26 protein-coding genes are annotated in these 24,653 nt (G+C 72.8%); 16 read left to right on the forward strand and 10 right to left on the reverse strand.

What is annotated here, in order from left to right:
• Positions 1-61: 61 nt before the first annotated feature.
• Complete coding sequence (locus tag FGW37_RS10030) at positions 62-445, reverse strand: peptidase inhibitor family I36 protein (RefSeq protein WP_179080748.1); 384 nt, start codon at positions 443-445, stop codon at positions 62-64.
• A 115-nt stretch (positions 446-560) separates the two neighbouring features.
• Positions 561-2,153, reverse strand: coding sequence for an MFS transporter (locus tag FGW37_RS10035; protein WP_179080749.1), 1,593 nt, complete (start codon positions 2,151-2,153; stop codon positions 561-563).
• A gap of 114 nt (positions 2,154-2,267) precedes the next feature.
• On the opposite strand from FGW37_RS10035, the gene FGW37_RS10040 reads away from it, so the two are divergent.
• From FGW37_RS10040 to FGW37_RS10060, 5 genes are all read left to right on the forward strand, one after another.
• Positions 2,268-2,930, forward strand: a complete 663-nt coding sequence (locus tag FGW37_RS10040; protein WP_179080750.1) for a TetR/AcrR family transcriptional regulator — start codon at positions 2,268-2,270, stop codon at positions 2,928-2,930.
• Positions 2,931-3,028: 98 nt separating this feature from the next.
• Positions 3,029-4,249 carry an alpha/beta hydrolase gene (locus FGW37_RS10045; RefSeq protein WP_179080751.1) on the forward strand — a complete coding sequence of 407 codons (1,221 nt, stop codon included), beginning with the start codon at positions 3,029-3,031 and terminating at the stop codon, positions 4,247-4,249.
• A gap of 114 nt (positions 4,250-4,363) precedes the next feature.
• Positions 4,364-5,224, forward strand: a complete 861-nt coding sequence (locus FGW37_RS10050; protein ID WP_179080752.1) for a DUF4429 domain-containing protein — start codon at positions 4,364-4,366, stop codon at positions 5,222-5,224.
• A 120-nt stretch (positions 5,225-5,344) separates the two neighbouring features.
• Positions 5,345-6,715 carry a sensor histidine kinase gene (locus FGW37_RS10055; protein ID WP_179080753.1) on the forward strand — a complete coding sequence of 457 codons (1,371 nt, stop codon included), beginning with the start codon at positions 5,345-5,347 and terminating at the stop codon, positions 6,713-6,715.
• Complete coding sequence (locus tag FGW37_RS10060; RefSeq protein WP_179080754.1) at positions 6,712-7,389, forward strand: response regulator; 678 nt, start codon at positions 6,712-6,714, stop codon at positions 7,387-7,389. The genes FGW37_RS10055 and FGW37_RS10060 overlap by 4 nt, the downstream gene beginning before the upstream one ends.
• 50 nt (positions 7,390-7,439) lie before the next feature.
• Here the strand turns inward: FGW37_RS10060 and FGW37_RS10065 are convergent, their stop codons facing one another.
• On the reverse strand, positions 7,440-8,465 hold the full coding sequence (locus FGW37_RS10065) for an aldo/keto reductase (protein WP_179080755.1): 1,026 nt from the start codon (positions 8,463-8,465) through the stop codon (positions 7,440-7,442).
• A gap of 7 nt (positions 8,466-8,472) precedes the next feature.
• Positions 8,473-8,958, reverse strand: coding sequence for a MerR family transcriptional regulator (locus tag FGW37_RS10070; RefSeq protein WP_179080756.1), 486 nt, complete (start codon positions 8,956-8,958; stop codon positions 8,473-8,475).
• A 149-nt stretch (positions 8,959-9,107) separates the two neighbouring features.
• Between FGW37_RS10070 and FGW37_RS10075 the strand changes: the two genes are divergently transcribed.
• Positions 9,108-9,920: a serine hydrolase domain-containing protein gene (locus FGW37_RS10075; RefSeq protein ID WP_179080757.1), complete on the forward strand. Its 813-nt coding sequence runs from the start codon at positions 9,108-9,110 to the stop codon at positions 9,918-9,920.
• 18 nt (positions 9,921-9,938) lie between these two features.
• Here FGW37_RS10075 and FGW37_RS10080 read toward each other — a convergent pair whose 3' ends face one another.
• Entirely contained in the window at positions 9,939-10,625 is a 687-nt protein-coding gene (locus FGW37_RS10080) for a pirin family protein (RefSeq protein ID WP_179080758.1), read from the reverse strand.
• Positions 10,626-10,682: 57 nt separating this feature from the next.
• Between FGW37_RS10080 and FGW37_RS10085 the strand changes: the two genes are divergently transcribed.
• From FGW37_RS10085 to fabF, 5 genes are all read left to right on the forward strand, one after another.
• Positions 10,683-11,867 carry a PucR family transcriptional regulator gene (locus FGW37_RS10085; protein ID WP_058044581.1) on the forward strand — a complete coding sequence of 395 codons (1,185 nt, stop codon included), beginning with the start codon at positions 10,683-10,685 and terminating at the stop codon, positions 11,865-11,867.
• A gap of 89 nt (positions 11,868-11,956) precedes the next feature.
• Positions 11,957-12,910: an ACP S-malonyltransferase gene (locus FGW37_RS10090; RefSeq protein WP_179080759.1), complete on the forward strand. Its 954-nt coding sequence runs from the start codon at positions 11,957-11,959 to the stop codon at positions 12,908-12,910.
• Positions 12,911-12,923: 13 nt separating this feature from the next.
• Entirely contained in the window at positions 12,924-13,970 is a 1,047-nt protein-coding gene (locus FGW37_RS10095; protein WP_179080760.1) for a ketoacyl-ACP synthase III, read from the forward strand.
• Between the two features lie 102 nt (positions 13,971-14,072).
• Positions 14,073-14,321 (forward strand): acyl carrier protein, encoded by a 249-nt coding sequence (locus FGW37_RS10100; RefSeq protein WP_179080761.1) that lies wholly within the window; start codon positions 14,073-14,075, stop codon positions 14,319-14,321.
• A 70-nt stretch (positions 14,322-14,391) separates the two neighbouring features.
• The gene (fabF, locus tag FGW37_RS10105; protein ID WP_179080762.1) at positions 14,392-15,657 is read left to right on the forward strand and encodes a beta-ketoacyl-ACP synthase II; all 1,266 of its coding nucleotides are present in this window, start codon (positions 14,392-14,394) and stop codon (positions 15,655-15,657) included.
• Positions 15,658-15,668: 11 nt separating this feature from the next.
• On the opposite strand, the gene FGW37_RS10110 is transcribed toward fabF, so the two are convergent.
• Together FGW37_RS10110 and FGW37_RS10115 are read right to left on the reverse strand one after the other, a co-directional pair.
• Positions 15,669-16,547 carry a DUF4190 domain-containing protein gene (locus FGW37_RS10110; protein ID WP_179080763.1) on the reverse strand — a complete coding sequence of 293 codons (879 nt, stop codon included), beginning with the start codon at positions 16,545-16,547 and terminating at the stop codon, positions 15,669-15,671.
• Positions 16,548-16,626: 79 nt separating this feature from the next.
• Positions 16,627-17,121, reverse strand: coding sequence for a DUF3145 domain-containing protein (locus tag FGW37_RS10115; RefSeq protein ID WP_179080764.1), 495 nt, complete (start codon positions 17,119-17,121; stop codon positions 16,627-16,629).
• Between the two features lie 322 nt (positions 17,122-17,443).
• On the opposite strand from FGW37_RS10115, the gene FGW37_RS10120 reads away from it, so the two are divergent.
• Together FGW37_RS10120 and FGW37_RS10125 are read left to right on the forward strand one after the other, a co-directional pair.
• Complete coding sequence (locus FGW37_RS10120; protein ID WP_179080765.1) at positions 17,444-18,334, forward strand: SGNH/GDSL hydrolase family protein; 891 nt, start codon at positions 17,444-17,446, stop codon at positions 18,332-18,334.
• A gap of 364 nt (positions 18,335-18,698) precedes the next feature.
• Entirely contained in the window at positions 18,699-19,214 is a 516-nt protein-coding gene (locus tag FGW37_RS10125; protein WP_179080766.1) for an isochorismatase family protein, read from the forward strand.
• An 18-nt stretch (positions 19,215-19,232) separates the two neighbouring features.
• Here FGW37_RS10125 and FGW37_RS10130 read toward each other — a convergent pair whose 3' ends face one another.
• Positions 19,233-19,661 (reverse strand): MarR family winged helix-turn-helix transcriptional regulator, encoded by a 429-nt coding sequence (locus tag FGW37_RS10130; protein ID WP_179080767.1) that lies wholly within the window; start codon positions 19,659-19,661, stop codon positions 19,233-19,235.
• 100 nt (positions 19,662-19,761) lie between these two features.
• On the opposite strand from FGW37_RS10130, the gene FGW37_RS10135 reads away from it, so the two are divergent.
• Positions 19,762-20,775, forward strand: coding sequence for an NADP-dependent oxidoreductase (locus FGW37_RS10135; RefSeq protein WP_179080768.1), 1,014 nt, complete (start codon positions 19,762-19,764; stop codon positions 20,773-20,775).
• Positions 20,776-20,794: 19 nt separating this feature from the next.
• Positions 20,795-21,601 (forward strand): EI24 domain-containing protein, encoded by an 807-nt coding sequence (locus tag FGW37_RS10140; protein WP_179080769.1) that lies wholly within the window; start codon positions 20,795-20,797, stop codon positions 21,599-21,601.
• 38 nt (positions 21,602-21,639) lie between these two features.
• On the opposite strand, the gene FGW37_RS10145 is transcribed toward FGW37_RS10140, so the two are convergent.
• Together FGW37_RS10145 and FGW37_RS10150 are read right to left on the reverse strand one after the other, a co-directional pair.
• The gene (locus FGW37_RS10145; RefSeq protein ID WP_179080770.1) at positions 21,640-22,368 is read right to left on the reverse strand and encodes a carbon-nitrogen hydrolase family protein; all 729 of its coding nucleotides are present in this window, start codon (positions 22,366-22,368) and stop codon (positions 21,640-21,642) included.
• A 7-nt stretch (positions 22,369-22,375) separates the two neighbouring features.
• The gene (locus FGW37_RS10150) at positions 22,376-23,689 is read right to left on the reverse strand and encodes a pyroglutamyl peptidase (RefSeq protein WP_179080771.1); all 1,314 of its coding nucleotides are present in this window, start codon (positions 23,687-23,689) and stop codon (positions 22,376-22,378) included.
• 88 nt (positions 23,690-23,777) lie between these two features.
• Between FGW37_RS10150 and FGW37_RS10155 the strand changes: the two genes are divergently transcribed.
• Entirely contained in the window at positions 23,778-24,536 is a 759-nt protein-coding gene (locus FGW37_RS10155) for an MgtC/SapB family protein (RefSeq protein WP_179080772.1), read from the forward strand.
• The last annotated feature ends 117 nt before the right edge of the window (positions 24,537-24,653 follow it).

Raw genomic sequence — 24,653 nt, forward strand, 5'->3', positions numbered from 1 at the left:
CACCTGCCGGTGCCCCCGGCCAGCGATGCTGGCCGGGGGCACCGGCGTTTTTCAGCGGGAGCTAGTGCTCCCACACCTTGTAGGCCCGTACGACGTACGGGCTCTCCGGGACCCACGTCCCCGACGGGTACGTGCTGAACTCACCCGTCTCGGCGCACGTAGCGCTCTGATACGTCGTAACAGGGCGCCCCGTGCGGTTGGCCAGCGAGACCGCGCTGCCGCCCGCCGGTAAGACCACACAGTCCTCGATACCGATGTCCGCGAGCTCGCTCGTGCTGCGCGTCCCGCGGAAGCCGGCCTTCGTCCACAGGCACAGCTGCCCGGTGGCGCAGGTGCCGAGCCGCGCCTTGCCGGCCGTGCCCGCGGCGCCCGCGGTGGGCGCGGAGAACAGGGCCAGCGCGGAGGCCGCGGCCATGACGACGGCGGCGGTGCGGATCGTACGCATGAGGATCACTCCCTGTGTCGGCGGTGTTGCATTCCGCATCCTGACGGGAGTGATCGCGGCTGCCAAGAGGGCCCCGCGGGGCGGGGCCCTGATAGGGGAAGCAGTCCGGACGGGCTCAGATGTGGCCCGCCCCGGCCGCGGCCTCGGGGTGGGATCCGCGCTTGGTGAACAGGGCGACCGCGGCGGCGACGGCCGCGACGACGCCGGCGACGGTGAAGGACAGGCTCATCCCTGACACGAAAGTGTCATGCGCGACGCCCGTGATCTTCCCGGCCACGTCCGGCGGGGTCCCCGGGGGCACCGGCGGCACACCGACGGCCACGGCGTCGGCCGCCTGCGCCATCTCCTCCGGCTTGCCCGGGGGCAGCCCCGCGCCGGCCCACTTGCCGGGCAGGGCGTTGTCGACCCGGGCGGCCATGACGGCGCCCAGCACGGCCGTCCCGAGCGAGCCGCCCACCTGCATGGCGGCCTGCTGCAGGCCGCCCGCGACGCCCGCGTGCTCCAGCGGGGCGTTGCCGACGATGACCTCGGTCGCGCCGACGATGACCGGGGCCAGGCCGAGGCCGAAGAGGGCGAACCACACCGACATCACACCCGTGCCGGAGCCGGCCTCCAGCCGGGCCATGCCGAAGCACGCGACGGTGGTCAGCAGCATGCCGACGACCAGCGGGACCCGGGGCCCGACCCGGGTGATGACCGCGCCGGCGACCGGCGAGGCGACGATCATCATGCCGGTCAGGGGCAGGAGGTGCAGACCCGAGTCGACCGGGCTCATGCCGTGCACGTTCTGCAGGTAGAAGGTGACGAAGAACAGCCCGCCGATGAAGGCGAAGGCCATCAGCAGCATCAGGGCGGTGCCCGCGCTCAGCGGCACGGAGCGGAAGAGGCGCAGCGGCAGCAGCGGCTCGCGGGCCTTGGTCTCCCACAGGACGAACAGGACGAGGGCCAGAGCGGCCCCGCCCAGGAACAGCAGGGTCTTGCCGTCCCCCCAGCCCCAGTCCCGGGCCTTGATCAGCGCCCAGACGAGGCAGAACATCCCGGCCGAGAGCAGGCCGATGCCGGGGAGGTCGAAGGAGCGCGGGGCGTGGTCGGACCGGTGGTCCTTGAGGATCACCAGGCCCAGGGCGAGCGCGAGGGCGCCGACCGGCACGTTGATGAAGAAGACGGACTGCCAGTTGACGTGCTCGACGAGGACGCCGCCGAGGATCGGGCCGCCGGCGGTCGAGACGCCGATCACCATGCCCCAGATGCCGACGGCCATGTTGAGTTTCTCGGCCGGGAAGGTGGCGCGCAGCAGTCCGAGCGCGGCCGGCATGAGCAGCGCCCCGCACAGGCCCTGGAGCACCCGGAAGGCGACGACGGCCGACACGCTGCCGGAGAGCGCGATGGCTCCGGAGGCGACGGCGAAGCCGGTGGTACCTATGAGGAAGGTCAGCCGGTGACCGAAGCGGTCACCCAGCTTGCCCGCGGTGATCAGAGCGACCGCGAGGGCGAGGAGGTAGCTGTTGGTTATCCACTGGACATCGGCGAGCGAGGCGTGGAGGTCATCCCGGATGACGGGATTCGCGACGGCGACGATCGTGCCGTCAAGCGCGACCATCATCACGCCTATCGCCACGGAGACGAGGGTCAGCCAGGGGTGGCCGCGGAGCCCTTTGCGGGGCCCGAGGTCCGGCTGCGCCTCGGCGACAGCGGTCTGAGACGTCATGGGGAGAATTATGTCAGTGCCTGCCAATTGGCCGTCGACCGCATCCGCTGATGCCTGTCACTTTTCTGCGCGGCTATCCTGAGCAGCACAAACGTGGCGGAGGAGAGACGAGCGATGCCGGCGATCGAGGACTCGGCGGCCCGTACGGCGCTGCCGTCCGGTCTGCGCGAGCGGAAGAAGCGGCGTACGCGGGACACCCTCATCCGGTCCGCCCTGGAGCTGTTCGCCCTCAAGGGCTACGAGCGCACCACCGTCGACGAGATCGCCGAGGCCGCGGAGGTCTCCCAGCGCACCTTCTTCCGCTACTTCGCGAACAAGGAAGAGGTCGCGCTGGCCATGCAGACCTCCGTGGACGCCCTCTTCCTGGCCACGCTGCGCTCCCGCCCGGCGGCCGAGGCGCCGCTGCCCGCCCTGCGCGGTGCCGTGCTCGCCACCTGGGAGGGCGCGAGCGAGGTCATCGAGTCGGTCGTGCCGCTCGAACTGCACATGCGTACGTACCGGATGATCGAGTCGACGCCCCAGCTGCTGGCGGCGCGGCTGCGCAAGCTCTCCGAGGTGGAGGAGGGGCTGACCCGGGAGATCGCCCGGCGCGAGGGCCTGGACCTGGACGCCGACCCGCGGCCGCACGTGCTCGTGGCGGCGTTCGGCGGGGTGATGCGTGTCACGGCGAGGATCTGGGGCGAGCGAGGGGAGGGCGGCCTGGAAGATCTCCGGCTGCTCACCGTGGCCTATCTGGACCAGCTGGGTCCGGCTTTAGCCGGAAACTGGCGCGCCTGATCGAGAAACCCACGCATGTGCCCAATTCCCCCCACTCAAACGTGAGATAGCTCACGGACTTCGCAGTCGCCGCCGCGTTTCTCCTACTGTGTTTCGCGGTGACTTCCTTCCCGGAGCTCGGCTCCCCCTCCTCCGTACCGTGGACGACCACGGCCACCGTGTGGCGCGCGCTGCTCGCCCTGGCCGTGGTGTTCGTGATGCTCGGGACGACCGGCTGGACGGCCGTCAGAAGCCACAAAGCGGCCGGGGACGCCCGTACGGTCTCGCTCAGCGCCTGGCTGCACGGCTCCATAGCCGGCAGACCGCTGCCGGCCCCGGGGACCGCCCCCGACGCCGTGGCCCGCTTCTTCGCCTCCCTCACCGGCGCCCAGCAGGCCCGGCTCGCCGACGATCACCCCTTCGTCGTCGGCAACCTCAACGGCGCCCCGACCGCCCTGCGCTACCGCGCCAACCGCGCCGCCCTCGGCAAGGCGCGCGCCGTCGAGAAGCGCCGCAGCCACGCGAGCGGCCTCACCCCGGTGGGCCGCCAGGAGGCCGTGCGCCGCATGCACCGCTTCGAGTCCCTGCGCGAGGGCGGGCGGCAGATCCTCGCCTTCGACCCCACCGGCGCCGGCCGGGTCGCGGAGGTCATCGGCGACCTCGACCGCGCCGAGCGGGTCTCCGTCGTCGTCCCCGGCGTCGACACCAACCTGCTGACCTTCGAGAAGTCCCAGCGTGCGTACAGCGCCCCCGTGGGCATGGCCCGCTCCCTCTACGCCGCCGAGCGCAAGACGGACCCCCGCATCCGTACGGCCGTCATCGCCTGGGCCGACTACACCTCGCCCGCCGGCGTGGGCATGGACGCCGCCACCGGCAAGCTCGCCGCCGAGGGCGCCCTGCGGCTGCGCGCCGCCGTGCGGGCGCTGCCCGGCACCTCGCGGGTCTCCCTCTTCTGCCACAGCTACGGCTCGGTGGTGTGCGGCGTCGCCGCCCGCGACCTGTCGCCCCGGGTCACCGACGTCGCGGTGGCCGGCAGCCCCGGGATGCGCGCCGAGCACGTCTCCGAGCTGCGGACCAGCGCCCGGATATGGGCCATGCGCGACCCGGACGACTGGATCCAGGGCGTCCCCCACCTGGAGGTCGGCGGCCTCGGCCACGGCGCCGACCCCGTCTCGCAGGCCTTCGGGGCGCGGGTGCTGTCCGCCCGCGGCGCGGAGGGCCACGCCGGCTACTTCGAGCCCGGTACGACGAGCCTCGCCAACTTCGCCGGCATCGGCGTCGGCGCCCCCGCGACGGTCGCCTGCGCGGACGGGGACGCCTCCTGCACCGAGGGCGCATAGCGGACGAGCCGGGCCGGGCCGCACGCCGACGGGCCGACGCGGACGGACGACGCGCGTAGCTCCCCGCTCCCCGCAGGGGGGGACGCGCGAGCGGGCGACGCATACGATGACGGCATGGGTGATGTGCTGACGGGTTTCCACACCGTCTGGGAGTTCGACACCGACTCCGTGCTCATCCGCTTCGAACGGGGGATCCGCACACCGAAGCTGCTCCAGGCGCTCGGTGAACGACGCATCCCCTACGAGGCGCTCGCGGCCGTCGAGCAGGCCCCGGGGAAGCGCGGGACGGTGGTGCTGCGTGCGGTGCCGAGACCGGGCGCCGATCCGCTGATGGACGTCGCCGACGGCCAGCTCAAGGAGGGCAGCGACCCCTACCGGCTGGTGCTGCCCGCCGAGCGCGACGCCCTCGCCGAGTACTACGCCGACGAGATACGGGCCGCGCTGGGCCCGGACGCGGCCGTGCCCGCCCAGCGCCCCCTGGTCGCGGCCCCCACTCCCCCGGCGTCCTTCAAGGCCTACGACGGCAAGGCCTCCTTCGACGGCGCCTGCGTCGCCTTCCGGTGGTTCTGGACCGGCGCGTCCTCCGCCAAGTGGAAGGCCGGCGACCAGCGGTTCGCCGTCGAGGAGCTCTCGGGCGTCCAGTGGCGCTCCCCCGAGATCGCCGGGGGCTATCTGCGGCTCGTGCCGCGCGGCGCCGAGGGCGGGCCGCCGGGCCAGGCCGACCAGGATCCGGCGGCCGTCGTCTTCGGCATGGGCTACGGGCTCCTCCACGAGTCGCTGCCCTTCGCCGCGGCCGTCCTGCAGGCCGTCCGGGACGCCTCCCCGGCCTCGCCGGGCGCGCGCGTCCCGGCCGCCCGGCCCGACCCGGGCGGCATCGCCGACCGCATCCGCCACCTGGGTGCGCTGCACGACGCGGGGCTGCTCACGGACGACGAGTTCAGCGCGAAGAAGGCCGAGCTGCTGGCCGAGCTGTGACTCGAGCTGTGACCCTGAGTCACGGCGCGCGCCTGCTACCGGTGCTACCCCGGTATGACCCGCAAGCCCCCACCCTGGGGTGACGTCCCTGCCGGGGTCGCGGCCTAGGCTGAAGGGGTCATGCCCCAGTCACTCCCTGTCCCCCTCGCCCGGGCGCGCGCCTTCGTGATCGACGTCTGCACCCCCGCAGGGCCGCCCGTGCCACTGTGCGGCCGGTCGCGCCGGCGCTGGGTGCGAAAGCTGCCCTACGTGCTCGCCTGGCTGTTCACCGCCCTGCTGCTGCCGCTGACGGGTAACGCCCTGGCGCAGGAGTACGGCCTGGGCTTCGGCCTCGCGCTGTCCCTCGGCGTCGCCCAGACCGTGCCGCTGCTCGTCGCCGTCCGCAGGCCCCTGCTCGCCTGGGCGATCGCCTTCGCGGCGGACCTCGCGGCGGCGGTGGCCGTGCTGTCCGAGCCCGTCAAGGGCGACTGGCCCTGGCCGTGGCCGCCGATGACCGTCATCGGCATGCTGCTGCTGATGCTCGCGGTCGGCATGCGGGAGCGGCGCCCGACGATCGTCGCCGTCTGGCTGGCCACGGGCGTCGCGGGCGCGGTCCTGCGGGGCCTGGTGCCGGAGCGCAGCTCCTCCGGCGTCTGGATCACCGCGTTCGTGGTCGGCGGCATGCTGATGCTGCTCGCCGGGGCCCTGCGCGAGCGCGGCGACGCGCGGCGGGCGCTGGCGGAGCAGGAGACCATCAGCGAGGCCGAGCGGGCCCGGCGCACCCTGCTGGAGGAGCGCACCCGCATCGCCCGCGAACTGCACGACGTCGTGGCCCACCACATGTCGGTGATCACCGTGCAGGCGGACAGCGCCCCGTACCGCATCGAGGGCCTGCCGGAGCAGGCGCGCGAGGAGTTCGGCGCGATCGCCGCCACGGCGCGGGAGTCGCTGACCGAGATGCGCCGCCTGCTGGGGGTGCTGCGCAGCGAGGACGCCTCCGGCGGAGACGGGGGCGGCGGGCCCGAGCGGGCGCCGCAGCCGGGCGTCGCACGGATCCCGCAGCTGGTCGAGGCGACCGTACGGTCCGGGCTGCCGGTGGAGCTGGCCATGCCGGAACCGCTGCCGGACACCTTGCCGCAGACCGTGGACCTCTCCGCGTACCGCATCGTCCAGGAGGCCCTGGCCAATGTCGTCCGGCACGCGCCGGGGGCGAAGACGCGGGTGTCGGTGTCCGTCGACGAGGCCGGCACGGGTCTGATGGTGCTGGTCGTCAACACCGCCGCGGCGGACCGGGACGCGCCGCCGGTGGAGACCGGCGGCACGGGCCACGGGCTGGTCGGCATGCGGGAGCGGGTGCGCCTGGTCGGCGGCACGCTCGACACCGGCCCGCTGGACGGCGGCGGCTTCCGCGTCGCCGCCCGGCTCCCGCTCGCTGCGGAGCCGGGCACGGGATTCCCCACGGAAGCACTCACGGCCACCACAGGAACAGAAGAGGACTCCCGCACCGCATGACCATCAAGGTGATCATCGTCGACGACCAGGCCATGGTGCGGGCGGGCTTCGCCGCGCTGCTGGCCGCGCAGCCCGACATCGACGTCGTCGGCGATGCCGCGGACGGGCGGCAGGGCGTGGAGCTGGGCCGCAGCGCCCATCCGGACGTCGTGCTGATGGACGTCCGGATGCCCGAGATGGACGGGCTGGAGGCCGCACGGCGGCTCCTCGACCCCCCGCCCGGCGTGCACCACCGCCCGAAGGTGCTGATGCTGACGACGTTCGACGTGGACGACTACGTGTACGAGGCGCTGCGCGCGGGCGCCTCCGGCTTCCTGCTGAAGGACGCCCCGCCCGCGGACCTGATCTCGGCCGTCCGGGTCGTCGCCGCCGGGGAGGCCCTGCTGGCCCCGTCCGTGACGCGCCGTCTGATCGCCGACTTCGCCAAGCAGCGCCCCGCCCGCCGCAAGGGCCCCTCCCTGCGGCTGAACGGGCTCACGCCGCGCGAGACCGAAGTCCTCGAACTCATCGCGCGAGGATTGTCCAACCAGGAGATCGCGGCGTCCCTGGTGCTCGCCGAGCAGACCGTCAAGACGCACATCGGCCGGGTCCTGGCCAAGCTGGGCCTGCGCGACCGTGCCCAGGCCGTGATCTTCGCCTACGAGTCGGGGCTGGTGGCTCCGGGCGGGCAGTGACGGGACGTCACCCGCGCCGCCCCGCCCGGGCCGTGTTCACCCGCGCCGTGTCACTCGCGGCCGGCCGAGGTGAACGCCATGTCGGCGTACCGGCCGCCCGCGACCTTGTCCGCGATCGGCTCCAGGGCCGCGAGCTCGTCCGCCGTCAAGGTGATGCGGGTCGCGCTCGTGTTCTCCTCCAGGCGGGAGCGGCGGCGCGTGCCCGGGATCGGAACGACCGTCAGGCCGTGTACCTGCGCCTGCTGCTGGACCCAGGCCAGGGCCACCTGGCCCGGGGAGATGCCGCGCTGCTGCGCGATCCGCCGGACCGGCTCCAGCAGCGCCGCGTTCGTCTCCGCGTTCGCTCCGGTGAAGCGCGGCATGGTGCGGCGGAAGTCCTCGCCCGACAGCTCGCTCTCGGCCCGCACGAAGGAGCCGGTCAGGAAGCCCCGCCCGAGCGGGGAGTAGGGCACGAGGGCCACGCCCAGCTCCCGCGCCGCCGGCACCACGTGCGTCTCGATGTCGCGGCTGAAGAGCGACCACTCCGACTGCACGGCGGCGATCGGGTGCACGGCCTGCGCGGCGCGCAGTTCGCCGGCGGTGACCTCGCTGAGGCCCAGGTGCTTGACCTTGCCCTCGGCGACCAGTTCGGCCATGGCGCCGACCGTCTCCTCGATGGGGACGTTCACGTCGCGCCGGTGCATGTAGTAGAGGTCGATCTCGTCGACGCCGAGCCGCTGCAGGCTGGCCTCCACGGCCTGCCGCATGTACGGGCGGTCGTTGCGGATCGTCCGCACCTGCGGGTTCTCAGGGTCCACCCCGAGGGCGAACTTGGTGGCCAGGACGACCTCGTCGCGGTGGGCCCGGATGAACGGCGCGATGAACTTCTCGTTCTCGCCGGAGCCGTAGAAGTCGGCGGTGTCGTAGAGCGTGACGCCCAGTTCGAGGCCCCGCTCCAGGGTCGCCCGGGCCTCGTCCTGATCGGTCGTCGGGCCGTAGGCCGCGCTCATGCCCATGCAGCCGAGCCCCTGCACGCCCACCTCGGGGCCGCCGGTGCCGAGGGTGGCGGTCGCCATCTTGTCGTCGCTGTTGCTCATGAGTGCTTCAGGCCCCTTCGGCGGCCTCGGCCCGTCGCCGGGCTTCGCCATATATGTCGATCTTGTAGTCCAGTACCTCGAGGGTGCTGCGCAGCTCCGCGATGCGCTTGCGGACGTCCTCGCGGTGCGCGGTCAGCAGCCGTTCCCGCTCGGCCAGCGTGTGCTCGCCCTCGCGGACGAGCCGTGCGTAGCGGACCATGTCGGCCACCGGCATGCCGGTCAGGCGGAGCCGCCCCACCAGGTCCAGCCAGTCCAGGTCCCGGTCCGTGTAGCGGCGCTGGCCGGTGTGGGAGCGGTCCACGTGCGGCATCAGCCCGATCCGCTCGTACCAGCGCAGCGTGTGGACCGACAGCCCCGTGCAGTCCGCCACTTCGCTGATCGTGTAGCGGTCGCGCCCCGGCGGGCGGCCGTGGCGCTGCCGTTCCAGCACGGTGCACACGGCGGCCGGCGGTGTGGTGTCCACGACGGCAGGTGCGGTGTCCAAGACGGTCATCGAGCTTCCCCCTGTTCGCGGGCGTTCGCAGTCGTCGCCCTTGCGATGACCACAACGCTAGAGAGTTCGAGTGCACTCCAGGCAAGCGAAGACTTGGGGGAATCTTGGCCGGAGCGGCCGGGCGGCGGGGCCGGGATAGGCTCGGATCCATGCAGAGCCTGCGGATGATCGAGAACTGGCCGGTGGACACCGCTGCGGCGGCGGTCGTACGGGCCGACGGCACGACGGCGGGCGCCCACGGCCCGGTGGAGCACCGCTTCCCGCTGGCCTCCGTCACCAAACCGCTCGCCGCCTACGCCGCGCTCGTCGCCGTCGAGGAGGGTGCGGTCGAGCTGGACGAGCCGGCCGGTCCCGCGGGCTCGACGGTCCGCCACCTCCTCGCCCACACCTCCGGCCTGGCCTTCGACGAGCACCGGGCCATGGCGGAACCGGGCACGCGGCGGCTGTACTCCAACGCCGGCTTCGAGGTGCTCGGCGACCACATCGCCAAGGCCACGGACATCCCCTTCGCGGACTACCTGCGGGAGGCGGTGCTGGAGCCGCTGGGGATGACGGCGACGGACCTCCCGGGCTCGCCCGCCAAGGACGGCGTCTCCACCGTCGCAGACCTGGTGCGCTTCGCCGCGGAGCTGCAGGCGCCGCGGCTGCTCTCGCCGGAGACCGTGGCGGGGGCGACGTCGGTGGCCTTCCCCGGCCTCACCGGGATCCTCCCCGGCTACGGGCACCAGCGCCCGAACGACTGGGGCCTCGGCTTCGAGATCCGCGACGGCAAGTCCCCGCACTGGACGGGCGCGTCGTCCTCGCCCCGCACGTACGGTCACTTCGGGCAGTCGGGAACGTTCCTGTGGGTGGACCCCGCCGCGGGCGCGGCGTGCGTCGCTCTGACGGACCGCGCGTTCGGGCCGTGGGCGATCGAGGTCTGGCCGGCCCTGACGGACGCGGTCCTGGCCGAACTCCCGTAAGGGAGTCTTCCGGCCCGCTCAGCCGAAGTGCGGCTCGGCGTGCATCTCCCAGGCGAGCAGCTCCGCGTCGGTGCCGACGGCCTCGGCCTCGGTCTCCGGCGCGTCGAGCAGCCGCGCCGCGTCTCCGGCGTCCAGCAGTTCCCCGTCCAGCCGGACGGTCCCTCGCACCACGTGCACATACAACCAGGGCGCCCCCGGCAGGGAAGCCCGCTGCCCGGCCCGCAGCCGCCGCACATGCAGCACCGCCTCCGCCCCGGGCAGGGCGTAGGGGGTCCCGTCGGCGACTTCCCGCACCACCTCGTACGAGGGCTCGCCGCCGTATTCCGACGGGGTCAGCCACATCTGCACGAAACGCAGGGGCGCCTCGCCCTCGTTCCGCTCCGAGTGGTGGACGCCGGCTCCGGCGCTGAGCCGCTGCACGTCACCGGGCCGCACGATGTCGATGTGCCCGGTGGAGTCCTCGTGGGTGAGCTCCCCCTCGACCACCCACGTGACGATCTCGACGTCACGGTGCGGGTGCTCCGCGAAGCCGGCGCCGGCGGCGAGCCGCTCCTCGTTGCAGGCGGCGAGCGGCCCGAACCGCACGTTGTCGGGGTCGTAGAAGCCGGAGAAGGAGAAGGCGTGCCAGGTCTCGATCCCGGCGTCCGGGTCGCCGCCGCGGAAGCGTTCACCGGCGCGCTGGACGGACCGCTGTACGTGCGTCATCGGGCTACGGTAGCCCGGCGACCCCGCACCGGACCCGAATAAGGCAGGCTTGTCCCCGTGCCTGAACCCGCCGCTAACACCCCGCATCCGCACAGCGCCACCCTCCGCCGCCTGGAGAAGTCATCCGGCACGCTGGCCGCCGCCGCCATCGCCCGCATGGATGCCCAGCTGCCGTGGTACCGGGCGATGCCCCCGGAGAACCGGTCGTGGATCGGCCTGGTCGCCCAGGCCGGCATCGCGGCCTTCACGGAGTGGTTCCGGCATCCGGAGACCCCGCAGGCCATCAGCACGGACGTGTTCGGCACGGCCCCGCGCGAGCTGACGCGGGCGATCACTTTGCGCCAGACGGTGGAGATGGTGCGGACGACCATCGAGGTCATGGAGTCGGCGATCGACGAAGTGGCGGCCCCCGGCGACGAGGGCGTGCTGCGGGAGGCGCTGCTCGTCTACGCCCGCGAGATCGCCTTCGCCACCGCCCAGGTCTACGCGCAGGCCGCCGAGGCGCGGGGCGCGTGGGACGCCCGGCTGGAGTCGCTGGTGGTCAACGCGGTGCTGTCGGGCGAGGCGGACGAGGGCGCCCTGTCCCGGGCCGCGGCCCTCGGCTGGAGCGCCCCGGCGCACGTCTGCGTGGTGCTCGGCACCGCCCCGAACGGGGACAGCGAGCTGACGGTCGAGGCGATCCGGCGCGCGGCGCGGCACGCCAAGGTGCAGGTGCTGACGGGGGTGCTCGGCGACCGCCTGGTGGTGATCGCGGGCGGCTCCGACAATCCGCTGCAGACGGCCAAGGCGCTGATCGGGCCGTTCGCGGCGGGCCCGGTGGTGGCCGGCCCGGTGGTGCCGGACCTGCTGTCGGCGACGCGCTCGGCGCAGGCCGCGGCGGCCGGTCTGAAGGCGTGCGCGGCCTGGCCGGACGCCCCGCGCCCGGTTCCGGCGGACGATCTGCTGCCGGAGCGGGCGATGGCCGGGGACACCACGGCCCGCGATCAGCTGGTGGAGGAGATCTACAGACCGCTCCAGGAAGCGGGCTCGGCTCTGCTGGAGACGCTGAGTGTCTACCTGGAGCAGGCGAGTAGCTTGGAAGGTGCGGCACGGATGCTGTTCGTCCATCCCAACACCGTGAGATACCGCCTCCGACGTGTGACGGACGTCACCGGGTGGTCACCCTCCGATGTCCGGTCGGCGTTCACGCTGCGGATCGCGCTCATCCTGGGGCGTCTGGCCGACACGGAGACGGCCCTCTAGCCTTTTGTCGAACGTCAACAATTCCCCTGACGGTTCTTGGTCCCCATCCCCACGGGTGGCCGGAGCCGTCCACGAGAGAGAGTGTGAGGGTGCTCGTACTCGTCGCTCCCGGCCAGGGCGCTCAGACGCCCGGCTTCCTGACCCCCTGGCTCGACCTCCCCGGTGTCGAAGACCGGCTCCGTGAGTGGTCCGCCGCCATCGACTTGGACCTGGTCCACTACGGCACGAAGGCCGACGCGGACGAGATCCGCGACACCGCCGTCGCCCAGCCGCTGCTGGTCGCGTCGGCGCTGGTCTCGGCCCGGCAGCTGTTCCCGACGGCGGAGGACTTCGCCCGCCTGGTGGGTGCGGCCGCGGGCCACAGCGTGGGCGAGCTCGCCGCGGCGGCGCTGACCGGCGTGCTGCCGGAGCGCTCCGCCATGGAGCTGGTCCGCAAGCGCGGTCTGGCCATGGCCGAGGCCGCCGCCGTCACCGAGACCGGTATGTCCGCGCTGCTCGGCGGCGACCCCGAGGTCGTCCTGCCGCACCTGGAGAAGCTCGGCCTGACCCCCGCCAACGTCAACGGCGCGGGCCAGATCGTGGCCGCCGGCACCGCCGCGCAGCTGGCCGCGCTCGCGGAGGACAAGCCCGAGGGCACCCGCAAGGTCGTCGCCCTGAAGGTGGCGGGCGCGTTCCACACGCACCACATGGCCCCGGCCGTGTCGGCCCTGGGGGCCGCGGTGCAGGAGCTCTCCCCCGCCGAGCCGCACACCCGCTACGTCTCGAACAAGGACGGCGCCGTCGTCGCCTCGGGCGCGGAGGTCGTGCAGCGGCTGGTCGGCCAGGTGGCCAACCCGGTCCGCTGGGACCTGTGCATGGAGACCTTCAAGGAGCTCGGCGTCACGGCCCTGGTCGAGGTGGCCCCCGGCGGTACGCTGACCGGTCTGGCCAAGCGTGCCCTTCCCGGCGTGAAGACCCTGGCCCTGAAGTCGCCGGCCGACCTCGACGCAGCCCGTGAGCTGATCGCCGAGCACGCCGCACCCGCCGGGTCCCCGGCCGAATAAGGAGCCTCAGAGCATGACCTCGAAGATCAAGCCGAGCAAGGGCGCCCCGTACGCGCGCATTCTCGGCGTGGGCGGCTACCGCCCCACCCGGGTGGTGCCGAACGAGGAGATCCTGAAGTACATCGACTCCTCGGACGAGTGGATCCGCTCGCGCTCCGGTATCGCGACGCGGCACTGGGCCGGTCCGGAGGAGACGGTGTCCGCGATGTCGGTCGAGGCGGCCGGCAAGGCCATCGCCGACGCGGGCATCACCCCGGAGCAGGTCGGCGCCGTGGTCGTCTCGACGGTTTCGCACTTCCACCAGACCCCGGCCATCGCGACCGAGATCGCGCACAGGATCGGCGCGGGCAAGCCGGCCGCCTTCGACATCTCGGCGGGCTGCGCGGGCTTCGGCTACGGGCTGACGCTGGCCAAGGGCCTGGTCGTCGAGGGTTCGGCCGAGTACGTCGTCGTCATCGGCGTCGAGCGGCTGTCGGACCTGACCGACCTGGAGGACCGCGCTACGGCCTTCCTCTTCGGCGACGGCGCGGGCGCCGTGGTCGTCGGCCCCTCCGACGAGCCGGCCATCGGCCCCACCGTCTGGGGCTCCGAGGGCGACAAGTCGCACACCATCAAGCAGACCCTGGGGTGGGACGCCTACCGCACCACCCCCGTGCCCGGCGGTGACGGCCCCGAGGCCCGCAAGGCCCTCGACGAGCTCCGTTACCCGGCCATCACGCAGGAGGGCCAGGCGGTCTTCCGCTGGGCCGTCTTCGAGATGGCCAAGGTCGCCCAGCAGGCGCTGGACGACGCCGGCGTCAGTGCGGAGGACCTGGACGTCTTCATCCCGCACCAGGCCAACATGCGGATCATCGACTCGATGGTCAAGACCCTCAAGCTGCCGGAGAGCGTCACGGTCGCCCGTGACGTGGAGACCACGGGCAACACGTCCGCGGCCTCCATTCCGCTGGCCATGGAGCGGCTCCTGGCCACCGGCGCGGCGAAGAGCGGGGACACCGCGCTCGTCATCGGGTTCGGGGCGGGTCTCGTCTACGCCGCCACGGTCGTTACCCTCCCCTAGGCGAGATCCGCGCAGCCCGGCACCACCTCGCTGCGCGGAGCTCACCGCACCAGCAGTTCCTTACCACGCAGTTCCACCGCACAGATAGAAGGAGCGCCGCACATGGCCGCCACCCAGGAAGAGATCCTCAAGGGCCTCGCCGAGATCGTCAACGAGATCGCCGGCATCCCGGTCGAGGACGTCCAGCTGGACAAGTCCTTCACCGACGACCTGGACGTCGACTCGCTGTCCATGGTCGAGGTCGTCGTCGCCGCCGAGGAGCGCTTCGACGTCAAGATCCCTGACGAGGACGTCAAGGGCCTCAAGACCGTCGGCGACGCCGCGGGCTACATCCTGAAGCACCAGGACTGACCGAAGCGTTCGTCGCCACCCCAGCGGTGGCGGTTTCACCAGCACCTCTACACGTGGAGACAGAATTCCTGTGAGCTCGACCAATCGCACCGTGGTCGTCACCGGTATCGGCGCAACCACACCGCTGGGTGGCGACAGCGCGACGACCTGGGAGGCTCTGCTCGCCGGCCGGTCCGGCGTCAAGCCCCTCGAAGGTGAGCGCTTCGCGGACCTTCCGGTCCGCATCGCCGCTTCCGCGGCGGTGGACCCCGGTGATGTCCTGCCCCGCCCGCTCGCCCGCAAGCTGGACCGCTCGGCGCAGTTCGCGCTGATCGCGGCCCGTGAGGCCTGGGCCGACGCGGGCTACACCGCCAAGGCCGGCGAGGACTCCTCCATCGCCCCCGAGCGCCTCGGCACCGTCATCGCCTCCGGCATCGGCGGCGTGACCACCCTGCTCGACCAGTACGACGTGCTCAAGGAGAAGGGCGTCCGCCGCGTCTCCCCGCACACCGTGCCCATGCTCATGCCGAACAGCCCCTCGGCCAACGTCGGCCTGGAGGTGAACGCCCAGGCGGGCGTGCACACCCCGGTCAGCGCCTGTGCCTCCGGCGCCGAGGCCATCGGCTACGCCGTCGAGATGATCCGCACCGGCCGCGCCGACGTGGTCGTCGCCGGCGGCACCGAGGCGGCGATCCACCCGCTGCCCATCACGGCCTTCGCCAACATGATGGCGATGTCCAAGAACAACGAGGAGCCCGAGAAGGCCTCCCGCCCGTACGACAAGGCCCGTGACGGCTTCGTCCTCGGCGAGGGCGCCGGCGTCGTGATCCTCGAGTCCGCCGAGCACGCCGCCCGCCGCGGCGCGCGGGTCTACTGCGAGGTGCTGGGCCAGGGCCTGTCCGCGGACAGCCACCACATCGCCCAGCCCGAGCCGACGGGCCGCGGCATCGCCGCCGCGCTGCAGAGCCTGCTCGACAGCACCGACCTCAAGCCGTCCGAGGTCGTGCACCTCAACGCGCACGCCACGTCCACCCCGCAGGGTGACGCGGCCGAGATCAAGGCGCTGCGCAAGGTCCTCGGCGACGATCTCGACCACGTCGCGGTCTCCGCGACCAAGTCGATGACCGGCCACCTGCTGGGCGGCGCGGGCGGCATCGAGACGGTCATGACCGTCCTCGCCCTGCACCACCGCACGGCCCCGCCGACCATCAACGTCGACGACCTGGACGAGGACATCGACGCGGACATCGTCCGCGACGAGCCGCGCGCCCTCCCCGCCGAGGGCCCGATCGCCGCGATCAACAACTCGTTCGGCTTCGGCGGCCACAACGTGGTCCTGGCGCTGCGCTCGGTCTGACCGCGCCCCCGCTAGGCACGGCGGCCCGCCCCGGCACCCCGGGGCGGGCCGCTGCCGTTTCCAGCTTCCGTTTCCAGCTGCCGTTTCTCACGGCCCGGGCCGGTCCACATCACGTCCGGGCGGTCGTTGTTCGCTCCGGTCTCCACCTGGAGTTCCTTCGCGGCCGACGGCGGCACCGAGTACGTGAACCCGGTCGTCGCCCGCTTGCCCGGCAGCAGCTTGCCGGTGAAGACCTTGGTCGCGCCGCGGCCGTCGAAGATCTCCGAGGCCCTGGCGCCGTCGGCGTCGCGCACGTACGGGACGTGAGTACGGAGGTCGAGCGTGTCCTTGCTGTTGTTGACGATCGTGACCTTCAGCCGGAGGGCCAGGTTCCCCTCCCCGTGGCCGACGGCGATCCGGTCAAGCTCGTACTCCTCGGGCTCGGCGACGGTGACCGTGACGCCGTCCTTGTACGTGTACGTCTCGCCGAACTTCAGCGGCTTCTCCGCGGCGGAGGCCGACGGGGAGGGGTCCGGGGCCGCGGCGGCGGGCGCGCGGTCCTTGTAGGGTTCGTCGCTCTCCTCGTCGGCCTTGTCGATGATGAAGAGCATGAGCAGGAGCCCGCCGACGGCCATGACCGTGGCGACGCCGCCCAGGATCGTGCCGGTCAGGGCCATGCCCCGGTTCATCGCCTCGCCGCGCCGGACCAGGCGGAGCGCACAGAGGCCGAGGATCAGGGCGGTCACCCCGAGCGGGCCCGACAGGAAGAAGAGGAAGGGGACGAGCCCGATGGCCGCGCCGCAGATGCCGACGATCATCGCCGCGGTCCCCAGGCCGTTGCGGGGCGCCGGAGGCGGGTAGGGCGGGTAGTACGCCCCGGGGTGGCCGTAGTGCTGCCCGGGCATGGTCATGCGTGCGTCGTCCTTCGGTCGCGAGAGGGGGATGAATCACCCTATCCAGCCCGCGATCGGACCTTTACCCCACTCCCCCTCAGACCACCTGGTGCAGCCAGCGGACCGGTGCGCCCTCTCCCGCGTACCGGAAGGGCTCCAGTTCGTCGTCCCAGGGCTTGCCGAGGAGCTTGGCGACCTCGGCTCCCAGCTCCGTCTCGCCGCGGGCGGCGCGGGCGAGGGCCGCGCGCAGCCGGTCCTCGGGGACGAGGATGTCGCCGTGGATGCCGGTGACGGCGTGGAAGATGCCGAGGTCGGGGGTGGAGCTGTAGCGCTCGCCCTCCGCCGTGGCGCACGGCTCGGCGGTCACCTCGAAGCGCAGGAGGTGCCAGCCGCGCAGTGCGGAGGCGAGCTTGGAGGCGGTACCGACCTGGCCCTGCCAGGAGAATTCGGCACGCCAGGTGCCGGGCGAGGCGGGTTGCCGGATCCAGTCGAGGGTGACCCGCACACCGAGCACACCCGCGACCGCCCATTCGACGTGCGGGCACAGCGCGCGCGGCGCGGAGTGCACATACAGAACTCCACGTGTCGTCACCGGGACCTCCAGTGCGGTTCGAGGTTCACCTTCCCCAGCGGCCTCGCACCCGTACCGGTCCCGCCTGGGACAGCGTGAGACATTCTGCCCCAATGGCCACTCCCGCACCAGCTCGCGAGGTTACCAACAGTAAACACCATCGGGAGCATTTCTCCTGAAAGGGACAGGATGTGACGTGTCGTATTTCAGTTGTGCCGGAAGTGCAAAGCCGCCCCGGGGCCCGGTACAACCACCCCGGGGAAAAGCTACCGTGCGAACGGACCCCCGCGGTGACGTACCGTCGGACCCGAACAGATATCACCCGGCCGGAGGGGAAAAAGCGATGCGCCGCAGCACGGTGCGGAAGGTGCGCGGAGCCGCCAGGGCGGCCGTCGCAGCGGTCTCCGCCTTCTCGGCAGCCCTGCTCGTCACGGGCTGTGACAGCGGTGAAGGGGACACGTCCGCGGGAAAGCCGAGCGCCTCGCCCGCCGCCCCCGCATGGAATACCCGCCCCGGGTCCATCGCCTCGCTGGGCGACTCCATTACGCGCGGATTCGACGCCTGCGCGGTGTTCGCGGACTGCCCGGAGGTCTCCTGGGCCACGGGCACACAGGTCGACAGCGTCGCCCGGAAACTGCTGGTGTCGCCGCAGACCAGCAGCTGGAATTACGCGCGGACCGGCGCCCGGATGGCCGATCTCCCGGGGCAGATGCAGTCGGCGATCGCCCACAAGCCGCAGCTGGTGACCGTCCTCCTGGGCGCCAATGACGCGTGCCGCGACAACGTGGCCGACATGACGCCGGCGGCCTCGTTCCGCGCGGACTTCGAGGCCTCGGTGAAGAAGCTGCGCACCTCCCTGCCGAAGTCGCAGCTCTACGTGGCCGGCGTGCCCGACCTGCAGCGCCTGTGGTCGCAGGGCCGCGTGAACGGCTACGCCAAGACGGTCTGGAAGCTGGGCATCTGCCCGTCGATGCTCAAGGACTCCGAGTCCGCCGACCCGGCGGCGGAGCAGCGCCGCGCCCAGGTCGTCAAGCGGGTCGCCGAGTACAACGCGATCCTGAAGGACGTCTGCGGCCGGGACGCGCTGTGCCGCTACGACGGCGCCGTCCACAGCTACGACTTCACGAGCGAGGCGCTCAGCAAGTGGGACTGGTTCCACCCGAGCAGGAAGGGCCAGGGGGAGCTGGCGGCGCTGGCCTACCGGACCATCACCGCGGAGAAGCACCCGGCCTGAGGCCGGAAGGTGGCTCGGGGCGGGACCTGTCAGGTGGCCCCGCCCCGGTCAGACGCGGTCGTGCGGCCTGCGCGCGGCGCGGGCGTACGTACCCTCGCTCCGGACATCCGGCACCGCGTGCACGCGCACTGCACGCCCCCGGCTTTGGCCAAAGCCGCGTCCGGGCGGGCGTTCGCGCCTGCTCATCAGCACGGTATCCGATGAACAGACCTTACTCATAAGCAAGTTCACCCCTGCGTGGGTCAACTTCCGTCCCTGCCGGGCATCTGCGGCCACGTGGACGTCGGACAAGCTTTACCTATCGTCATCCCGGAGGCGTTCCGGAGGCCGCCCGCGGTCCGTGCCCGGCCGGTACCGTCTGGCCATGACGGAAATCGACCCGAAGCGCACCGCCCTCGTCCTCGTCGACCTGATGGAGCGCATGGTCGCGCTCCCCCTCGCTCCGCGCAGCGGGGACGAAGTGGTCCGCAGGGCGGCGGAGTTGGCGCGGTCGTTCCGGAAGTCCGGGGGAACGGTGGTCGTGGTGCGCACCGAGCGGCCGGGGGTGCCGGAGCAGCCGCCGGGGAGCGGGCTGCTCGCGGGGTTCGCCGAGGAGGGCGACGTCGAGGTGGTGAAGCGCTCGGTCGGCGCCTTCCACGGCACGGACCTGGACGCGCGGCTGCGCGAGCGCGGCGTGCGGACGCTCGTCCTGGGCGGGTTCGCCACCAACCTGGGCGTGGAGTCGACGGCCCGTGCGGCCGCCGACCACGGCTACGGGCTGGTGTTCGCGGAGGATGCGATGAGCGCGCTGACGGCGGAGGAGCACCGGGCGTCGGTGACGCTGGACATGCCGCGCCTGGGCACGGTGGCCCGGGCGGCGGACCTGCGCTTCCCCGCGTAGGGGGCGGCGGGAGGCGCGCTACGCGCCGGTTCCCAGCATCCGCCGGAGCAGGTCCCGCAGGACCCCGCGCTCCTCGGCCGAGAGGCCGGCGAGCGGCTCGCGGGCGAAGTCCAGCGACTCGCTCAGGCGGCCGGCGGTGTCGAGGCCGGCCGCAGTGGCCGCTGCGAGCTTGATGCGGCGGTCGTCGGGGTCGGGCCGCCGCTCCACCAGGCCGCGGGCCTCCAGGCGGTCGACGATGCCGGTGACGTTGGACGGCTCGCACTTCAGGAGCTGGGCGATGCGGCGCATCGGCAGGGGCTCGCGCGCGAGCAGGGCGAGGACCTTGGCCTGGGCGCCGGTGAGCGCGTGCTTGGCCGCCGCCTCCTCGTACTCCTCGTGGTAGCGGGCCACGACGGCCGCGATGAGGTCGACGACCTCACGGGTCAGGGCATCGATTCGGGGGACCATGCCCTCCAGGTTACCCGGTTGCTTGACAACATGAAATATCGAGGAGCATGGTTGTTTCAGTTACTGAACCTTTTGCTCGTCCACCAGGAGGCCGCGTCCCATGTCCGCCACGCCCACCACCAGCCGTGAATGGCACCTCGTCGCCCGCCCGCACGGCTGGCCGAAGCCCGAGGAGTTCGCGCTGCGGGAGACGGCCGTGCCCGAGCCCGGCGAGGGGCAGATCCTGGTGCGCAACATCCACATGTCGGTGGACCCGTACATGCGCGGCCGGATGAACGACGCCCGCTCCTACATCGCGCCCTTCCAGCTCGACCGGCCCATGGAGGGCGGCGCGGTCGGCGAGGTCGTCGCCTCGCGCAGCGACGCCTTCCGGCCCGGCGACCACGTCCTGCACAGCCTCGGCTGGCGGGAGTACGCCCTGGTCGAGGCCGCACACGCGGTCAAGGTCGACCCGGAGCTCGCGCCGCTGTCCACCTACCTCGGCGTGCTCGGCATGCCGGGCCTGACCGCCTACGCGGGCCTGCTGGAGGTCGCCTCCTTCAAGGAGGGCGACGCCGTCTTCGTCTCCGGCGCCGCGGGCGCGGTCGGCCTCCAGGTCGGCCAGATCGCCCGGCTCAAGGGCGCCTCGCGCGTCGTCGGCAGCGCGGGCACGGACGAGAAGGTCAAGGCCCTCGTCGAGGAGTACGGCTTCGACGCCGCCTTCAACTACAAGAACGGCCCGGTCGCCGAGCAGCTCAAGCAGGTCGCGCCCGACGGCGTCGACGTCTACTTCGACAACGTCGGCGGCGAGCACCTGGAAGCCGCGATCGGCGCGATGAAGCCGCACGGCCGCGCCACCCTCTGCGGCGCCATCGCGGGCTACAACGACACCGTCCCCCAGCCCGGCCCGCGCAACATGATCGCGATCATCGGCAAGCGGCTGCGCCTGCAGGGCATGATCGTCGCGGACCACAAGGCGCTGCAGCCGCAGTTCGTCCAGGAGGTCGGCGGCTGGGTGCGCTCCGGCGAGCTCAAGTACCGCGAGACGGTCGTCCACGGCGTCGAGAACGCCCTGGAAGCCTTCCTGGGCATGCTGCGGGGCGAGAACACCGGCAAGATGATCGTCACGTTCTAAGGCGGATAGCCTTCCCGCCATGCGAGATCTCATGGCGGGACTGACGTACCTGGGCAAGGGCCAGCGCTGGGTGGCGCGCAACCGGCGGCAGTGGGGGTTCGGGCTGCTGCCCGGGCTCATCACCCTCGCCGGCTACGCGGCGGCGGTCGTCTGCCTCGCCCTGTACGCGGGCGACGCCGTCGGCTGGGCCACGCCCTTCGCCGACGGCTGGTCCTCCCCCTGGGCCGGCCTGTTCCGGGGCGCGCTGACCGTCCTCCTCTTCGGCGGCGGCCTGCTGCTGGCCCTCATCTCCTTCACCGCCGTGACCCTGCTGGTGGGCCAGCCCTTCTACGAGGAGCTGTCCGAGCGGGTCGACCGCTCCGAGGGCGGCGACGTCCCCGAGTCCGGGCTGCCGCTCTGGCGCGAGCTGTGGATCGCGGCCCGCGAGAGCCTCGCGGTGCTCGTGCGCGTCGCCGTCTGGGGCGTGCTGCTCTTCGCGCTCGGTTTCGTGCCCGTCGTCGGGCAGACCGTGATCCCGGCCCTCGGCTTCTGCGTCTCCGGCTTCTTCCTCGCCGAGGAGCTCACCGCCGTCGCCCTGCAGCGCCGTGGCGTGCCGCTGCGCGAGCGGCTGCGGCTGCTGCGCTCGCGCAAGCTGCTCGCGCTGGGCTTCGGGGTGCCGCTGACGCTGCTGTTCCTGGTGCCGTTCGTGGCGGTGTTCGTGATGCCGGGCGCGGTGGCCGGTGCGACGCTGCTCGTCCGGGACCTCATGGGGGAAGAGGCCGCCGCGGAGGACGCCTCCGGCGGCCCCGGGCCCCGACCGGAGGACGAGGGCGCAGCCCTCGGCTGAGGACCGGGGCAGGCTCTCAGCCGAGGGTCAGCCGGCTCTCAGCCGAGGGGCAGCCCGGCCGGCACCAGCTCCGCCTCCGTGGCCGAGCCCTCCGCGAGCACGGTGCCGTCCGGCGCCCACACCGCGCTGAGGCCGCAGGCGTCGTACGGGCCCGACGGGCCGCAGTGATTGGCGAGCAGGACGTGGAGGCCGCCGGCCTTCGCCAGCGCGGGGAAGATCCCCATCCGCTCCTGTGCGCCGCCGCCCCGCCCGTACAGCGAGCTGGCGAGCAGCACGCTGCACCCGTCGGCGGCAGCGCGGGCCGCGCACTCGGGGAAGTGGGCGTCATAGCAGATGACGTGCGCGAAGCGGACGCCGTGGAGCGTGAACCGGCCCTCGCCCGTCCCCGCCGCGAAGCCCGCGGCCCGCTCCGTGTCCGTCACGTGCACCTTGTCGTAGCGGGTGAGGAGGGCGCCGTCCGGGCCGTAGACGTAGCTGGTGATCGTCGTGCCCGCGGCGGTCCGGCCCGCGCAGTTGACCAGGGCGGCGACGCCCGCCGTGCGGCACGCGTCCCGCACGGGGGCGAGCCGCGGGTCGCCCGGCTCCATGACCAGCCGGTCGCCCCCGCCGATGATCGCGTCCAGTTCGTAGCCGGTGGCGGCGAGTTCGGCGAAGACGACGAGCGCGGCGCCGCGCTCCCCCGCCTCGGTCACGAACGCGGCCATCCGGGCGGCGTTCGCTTCGATGTCGCACGGCCGGGCGGTGAACTGAGCTGCAGCAATGATCATCCGGCCATCATGACGTCCGGCCGGCCGCGACGGCCACCCCTGTGATCGACCGCACCTGCGCGACGATCGCGAGCCGGTTGCGTACGAATTCGGGGTCGGTGACCGTGCCGGTCGCCGGATCCGCGTTGCCCCGGCCGAACTGCAGCACCGGAGTGTGCAGGTGCCCGCCCGGTACGTTCAGGCGCACGGCGTCGCGCAGCAGAGTCGCCCGGTAGGCGATCTCGTTGGAGAGGTAGTCGCCTCCGCCGCCCGCGCGGGCGGTCGAGCCGGGGGTCGGCCCGTCCGGCCGGTCGACGGGCTCGGTGGCGCCCGCCGGGATCTCCGTGACCTCGGTGTTGTCGTGCACGGGGAACGGCCCGGTGGCGGCCGCGGTGATCGCCGCGTACGGGAGGCTGGTGGACGTCCACTGCGGCTGCGGGTGCACGGTCGGGACGCCGGGCGGCACCGGCACGGTCTCCGTGCGGGAGACGTTCGCGTTGTCCGGGTAGCCGCCGCGCCAGGCACCGTTGGTGCGCTCGACGTCGAAGCGGCCGGGGCGGCCCTGGCTGATCGTGGTGAAGAGATCCACCCGGCGGGGGCCCGGCCGGAAGTGCGGCAGCAGCGTCCGTTCCACGGTGCCGTCGGCGAAGTCCGCCCAGCGGACGGGGAAGACGGCGGCCTCGATGCGCGCCGGGCCGGCCGGGGTGTCGATCGTCGTGCCGTCCAGGGCGAGCGCGGCCGCGCCGGAGGGGTTGGAGCGGCGGGGGTCCGCGTCGAGCTGGAACGGGTCGAAGCCGGTGATGAGGACGCGCCTGACCTGCTCGCCGGCGGGGAGCTCGATGGAGTCCTGGCCGCGCGAAGAGCGCTCGACGCGGCCGGTGAGCTCGGCGCGCTGCGGCCCGGACAGCCGGAAGGCGGGCTTCCATTCCCGTAGGGCGCGGGTCATGCCGAGCCGCGCCCAGTACAGCGGGCGGTCGTCGTCCCGGCTCAGGTCTCCGGCACGCTCCGGGCCCGGCCCGCGGCCCTGCGCCCGGTCCACCGCCCGCCGCCACAGCCGCCGCCCCTCGGCCGTCGCGAGGCGCTGCGCCTGCGGCAGGGTGCGCGTACGGGCCAGGGCGGCGGCGAAGTCCGGGGCCGTGTCCGCGAATCCGCCGCGGCGCAGGATCTCCTGCGGCACGGGGCCGGACAGGCGCTGCTCCTCGGCGGTGGGGGCCTGCCGCCCGGCGGGGGCGGTGGCGGGAGCAGGGGCGGCGGTGGCGGGCGGGGCGGCCGCGGAGGCGGCGAGAAGGGCGGCGCCGAGGGCGGCACCGAGGGGTATTCCGCCAAGTCTCAAGGGATTCATGAGCCGGAAGGTATCCACTGCGCCCGGCTGTACGGTAGAGGGCTGTCAACTCCCTTTTAGGACAGTGGATTTCTAGCCACAATGAGGTATGAACACCGTGCAGCACGTCGTGCCTCCCCTGTTCGATCCCGCCAGTGGTCAAGGTCTGCGGCAGTTCGCCGAGTTGGGCATCGCGCTGCTGCTCTCCTCGCTCATCGGCCTGGAGCGCGAGTTACAGCAGAAGAGCGCCGGGCTGCGCACTCACACCCTCGTCGGGGTGGGCAGTGCGCTGTTCATGGAGGTCTCGATCCACGGCTTCGGCGCCGTGGCCGAACTCGTCGGCGCCCGCCAGGACCCCTCGCGCGTGGCCGCCCAGATCGTCTCCGGCATCGGCTTCATAGGCGGCGGCCTGATCTTCGTGCGCCGTGACGCGGTGCGCGGCCTGACGACGGCGGCCACGATATGGCTGACCTGCGCGCTGGGCATGGCCTGCGGCGGGGGCCTGCCGCTGCTCGGCGTCGCGGCGACCCTGGTGCACTTCCTGGTGGTGCGCGGCTTCCCCGTGATCACCCGGCGCATGGCCCTCATCCCCGGCGACCGGGTCGAGCTGCACCTGTCGTACCGCACTCGCAGGGGGCTGCTGGCGCGAATACTGGAGCTGTGCACGAAGCGCGGCTTCCGGGTCACGGACGTGCACATCGAGCCGGAGCAGCCGGCGGACGGCCGCGAGCGGGGCAGGGCCAAGGAGGCGGGGGTGGTGCTGAGCCTGGAGGGCAAGGGCCCGGCGTACCCGCTCGTGGAGGAGCTGACGTACTGGGACGGGATCATCGGGGTCGGGCTGCGGGCGCACCAGGACGGCGGGGACTAGCCCCGGCTCCCGGTCCCCCGGTCCCCCGCCCGTCCGCGGGGCCGGCTTACCCCGGGCGACCCGGGCGACCTGTGCCGACGGGCGGTTGTCAGTGGCGGGTGTCACGCTGGCTTCGCA

The organism is Streptomyces rectiverticillatus (genome assembly GCF_013394065.1).
In the GTDB taxonomy this organism is placed as follows: domain Bacteria; phylum Actinomycetota; class Actinomycetes; order Streptomycetales; family Streptomycetaceae; genus Streptomyces; species Streptomyces rectiverticillatus.

What these genes read in the sequence shown, in the direction of transcription:
- FGW37_RS10030 (WP_179080748.1), bottom strand. Translation starts at nt 445, where the DNA reads ATGCGTACGATCCGCACCGCCGCCGTCGTCATGGCCGCGGCCTCCGCG.
- FGW37_RS10035 (WP_179080749.1), bottom strand. Translation starts at nt 2,153, where the DNA reads ATGACGTCTCAGACCGCTGTCGCCGAGGCGCAGCCGGACCTCGGGCCC.
- FGW37_RS10040 (WP_179080750.1), top strand. Translation starts at nt 2,268, where the DNA reads ATGCCGGCGATCGAGGACTCGGCGGCCCGTACGGCGCTGCCGTCCGGT.
- FGW37_RS10050 (WP_179080752.1), top strand. Translation starts at nt 4,364, where the DNA reads ATGGGTGATGTGCTGACGGGTTTCCACACCGTCTGGGAGTTCGACACC.
- FGW37_RS10055 (WP_179080753.1), top strand. Translation starts at nt 5,345, where the DNA reads ATGCCCCAGTCACTCCCTGTCCCCCTCGCCCGGGCGCGCGCCTTCGTG.
- FGW37_RS10060 (WP_179080754.1), top strand. Translation starts at nt 6,712, where the DNA reads ATGACCATCAAGGTGATCATCGTCGACGACCAGGCCATGGTGCGGGCG.
- FGW37_RS10065 (WP_179080755.1), bottom strand. Translation starts at nt 8,465, where the DNA reads ATGAGCAACAGCGACGACAAGATGGCGACCGCCACCCTCGGCACCGGC.
- FGW37_RS10070 (WP_179080756.1), bottom strand. Translation starts at nt 8,958, where the DNA reads ATGACCGTCTTGGACACCGCACCTGCCGTCGTGGACACCACACCGCCG.
- FGW37_RS10075 (WP_179080757.1), top strand. Translation starts at nt 9,108, where the DNA reads ATGCAGAGCCTGCGGATGATCGAGAACTGGCCGGTGGACACCGCTGCG.
- FGW37_RS10080 (WP_179080758.1), bottom strand. Translation starts at nt 10,625, where the DNA reads ATGACGCACGTACAGCGGTCCGTCCAGCGCGCCGGTGAACGCTTCCGC.
- FGW37_RS10095 (WP_179080760.1), top strand. Translation starts at nt 12,924, where the DNA reads ATGACCTCGAAGATCAAGCCGAGCAAGGGCGCCCCGTACGCGCGCATT.
- FGW37_RS10100 (WP_179080761.1), top strand. Translation starts at nt 14,073, where the DNA reads ATGGCCGCCACCCAGGAAGAGATCCTCAAGGGCCTCGCCGAGATCGTC.
- FGW37_RS10110 (WP_179080763.1), bottom strand. Translation starts at nt 16,547, where the DNA reads ATGACCATGCCCGGGCAGCACTACGGCCACCCCGGGGCGTACTACCCG.
- FGW37_RS10120 (WP_179080765.1), top strand. Translation starts at nt 17,444, where the DNA reads ATGCGCCGCAGCACGGTGCGGAAGGTGCGCGGAGCCGCCAGGGCGGCC.
- FGW37_RS10125 (WP_179080766.1), top strand. Translation starts at nt 18,699, where the DNA reads ATGACGGAAATCGACCCGAAGCGCACCGCCCTCGTCCTCGTCGACCTG.
- FGW37_RS10130 (WP_179080767.1), bottom strand. Translation starts at nt 19,661, where the DNA reads ATGGTCCCCCGAATCGATGCCCTGACCCGTGAGGTCGTCGACCTCATC.
- FGW37_RS10135 (WP_179080768.1), top strand. Translation starts at nt 19,762, where the DNA reads ATGTCCGCCACGCCCACCACCAGCCGTGAATGGCACCTCGTCGCCCGC.
- FGW37_RS10140 (WP_179080769.1), top strand. Translation starts at nt 20,795, where the DNA reads ATGCGAGATCTCATGGCGGGACTGACGTACCTGGGCAAGGGCCAGCGC.
- FGW37_RS10145 (WP_179080770.1), bottom strand. Translation starts at nt 22,368, where the DNA reads ATGATCATTGCTGCAGCTCAGTTCACCGCCCGGCCGTGCGACATCGAA.
- FGW37_RS10150 (WP_179080771.1), bottom strand. Translation starts at nt 23,689, where the DNA reads ATGAATCCCTTGAGACTTGGCGGAATACCCCTCGGTGCCGCCCTCGGC.
- FGW37_RS10155 (WP_179080772.1), top strand. Translation starts at nt 23,778, where the DNA reads ATGAACACCGTGCAGCACGTCGTGCCTCCCCTGTTCGATCCCGCCAGT.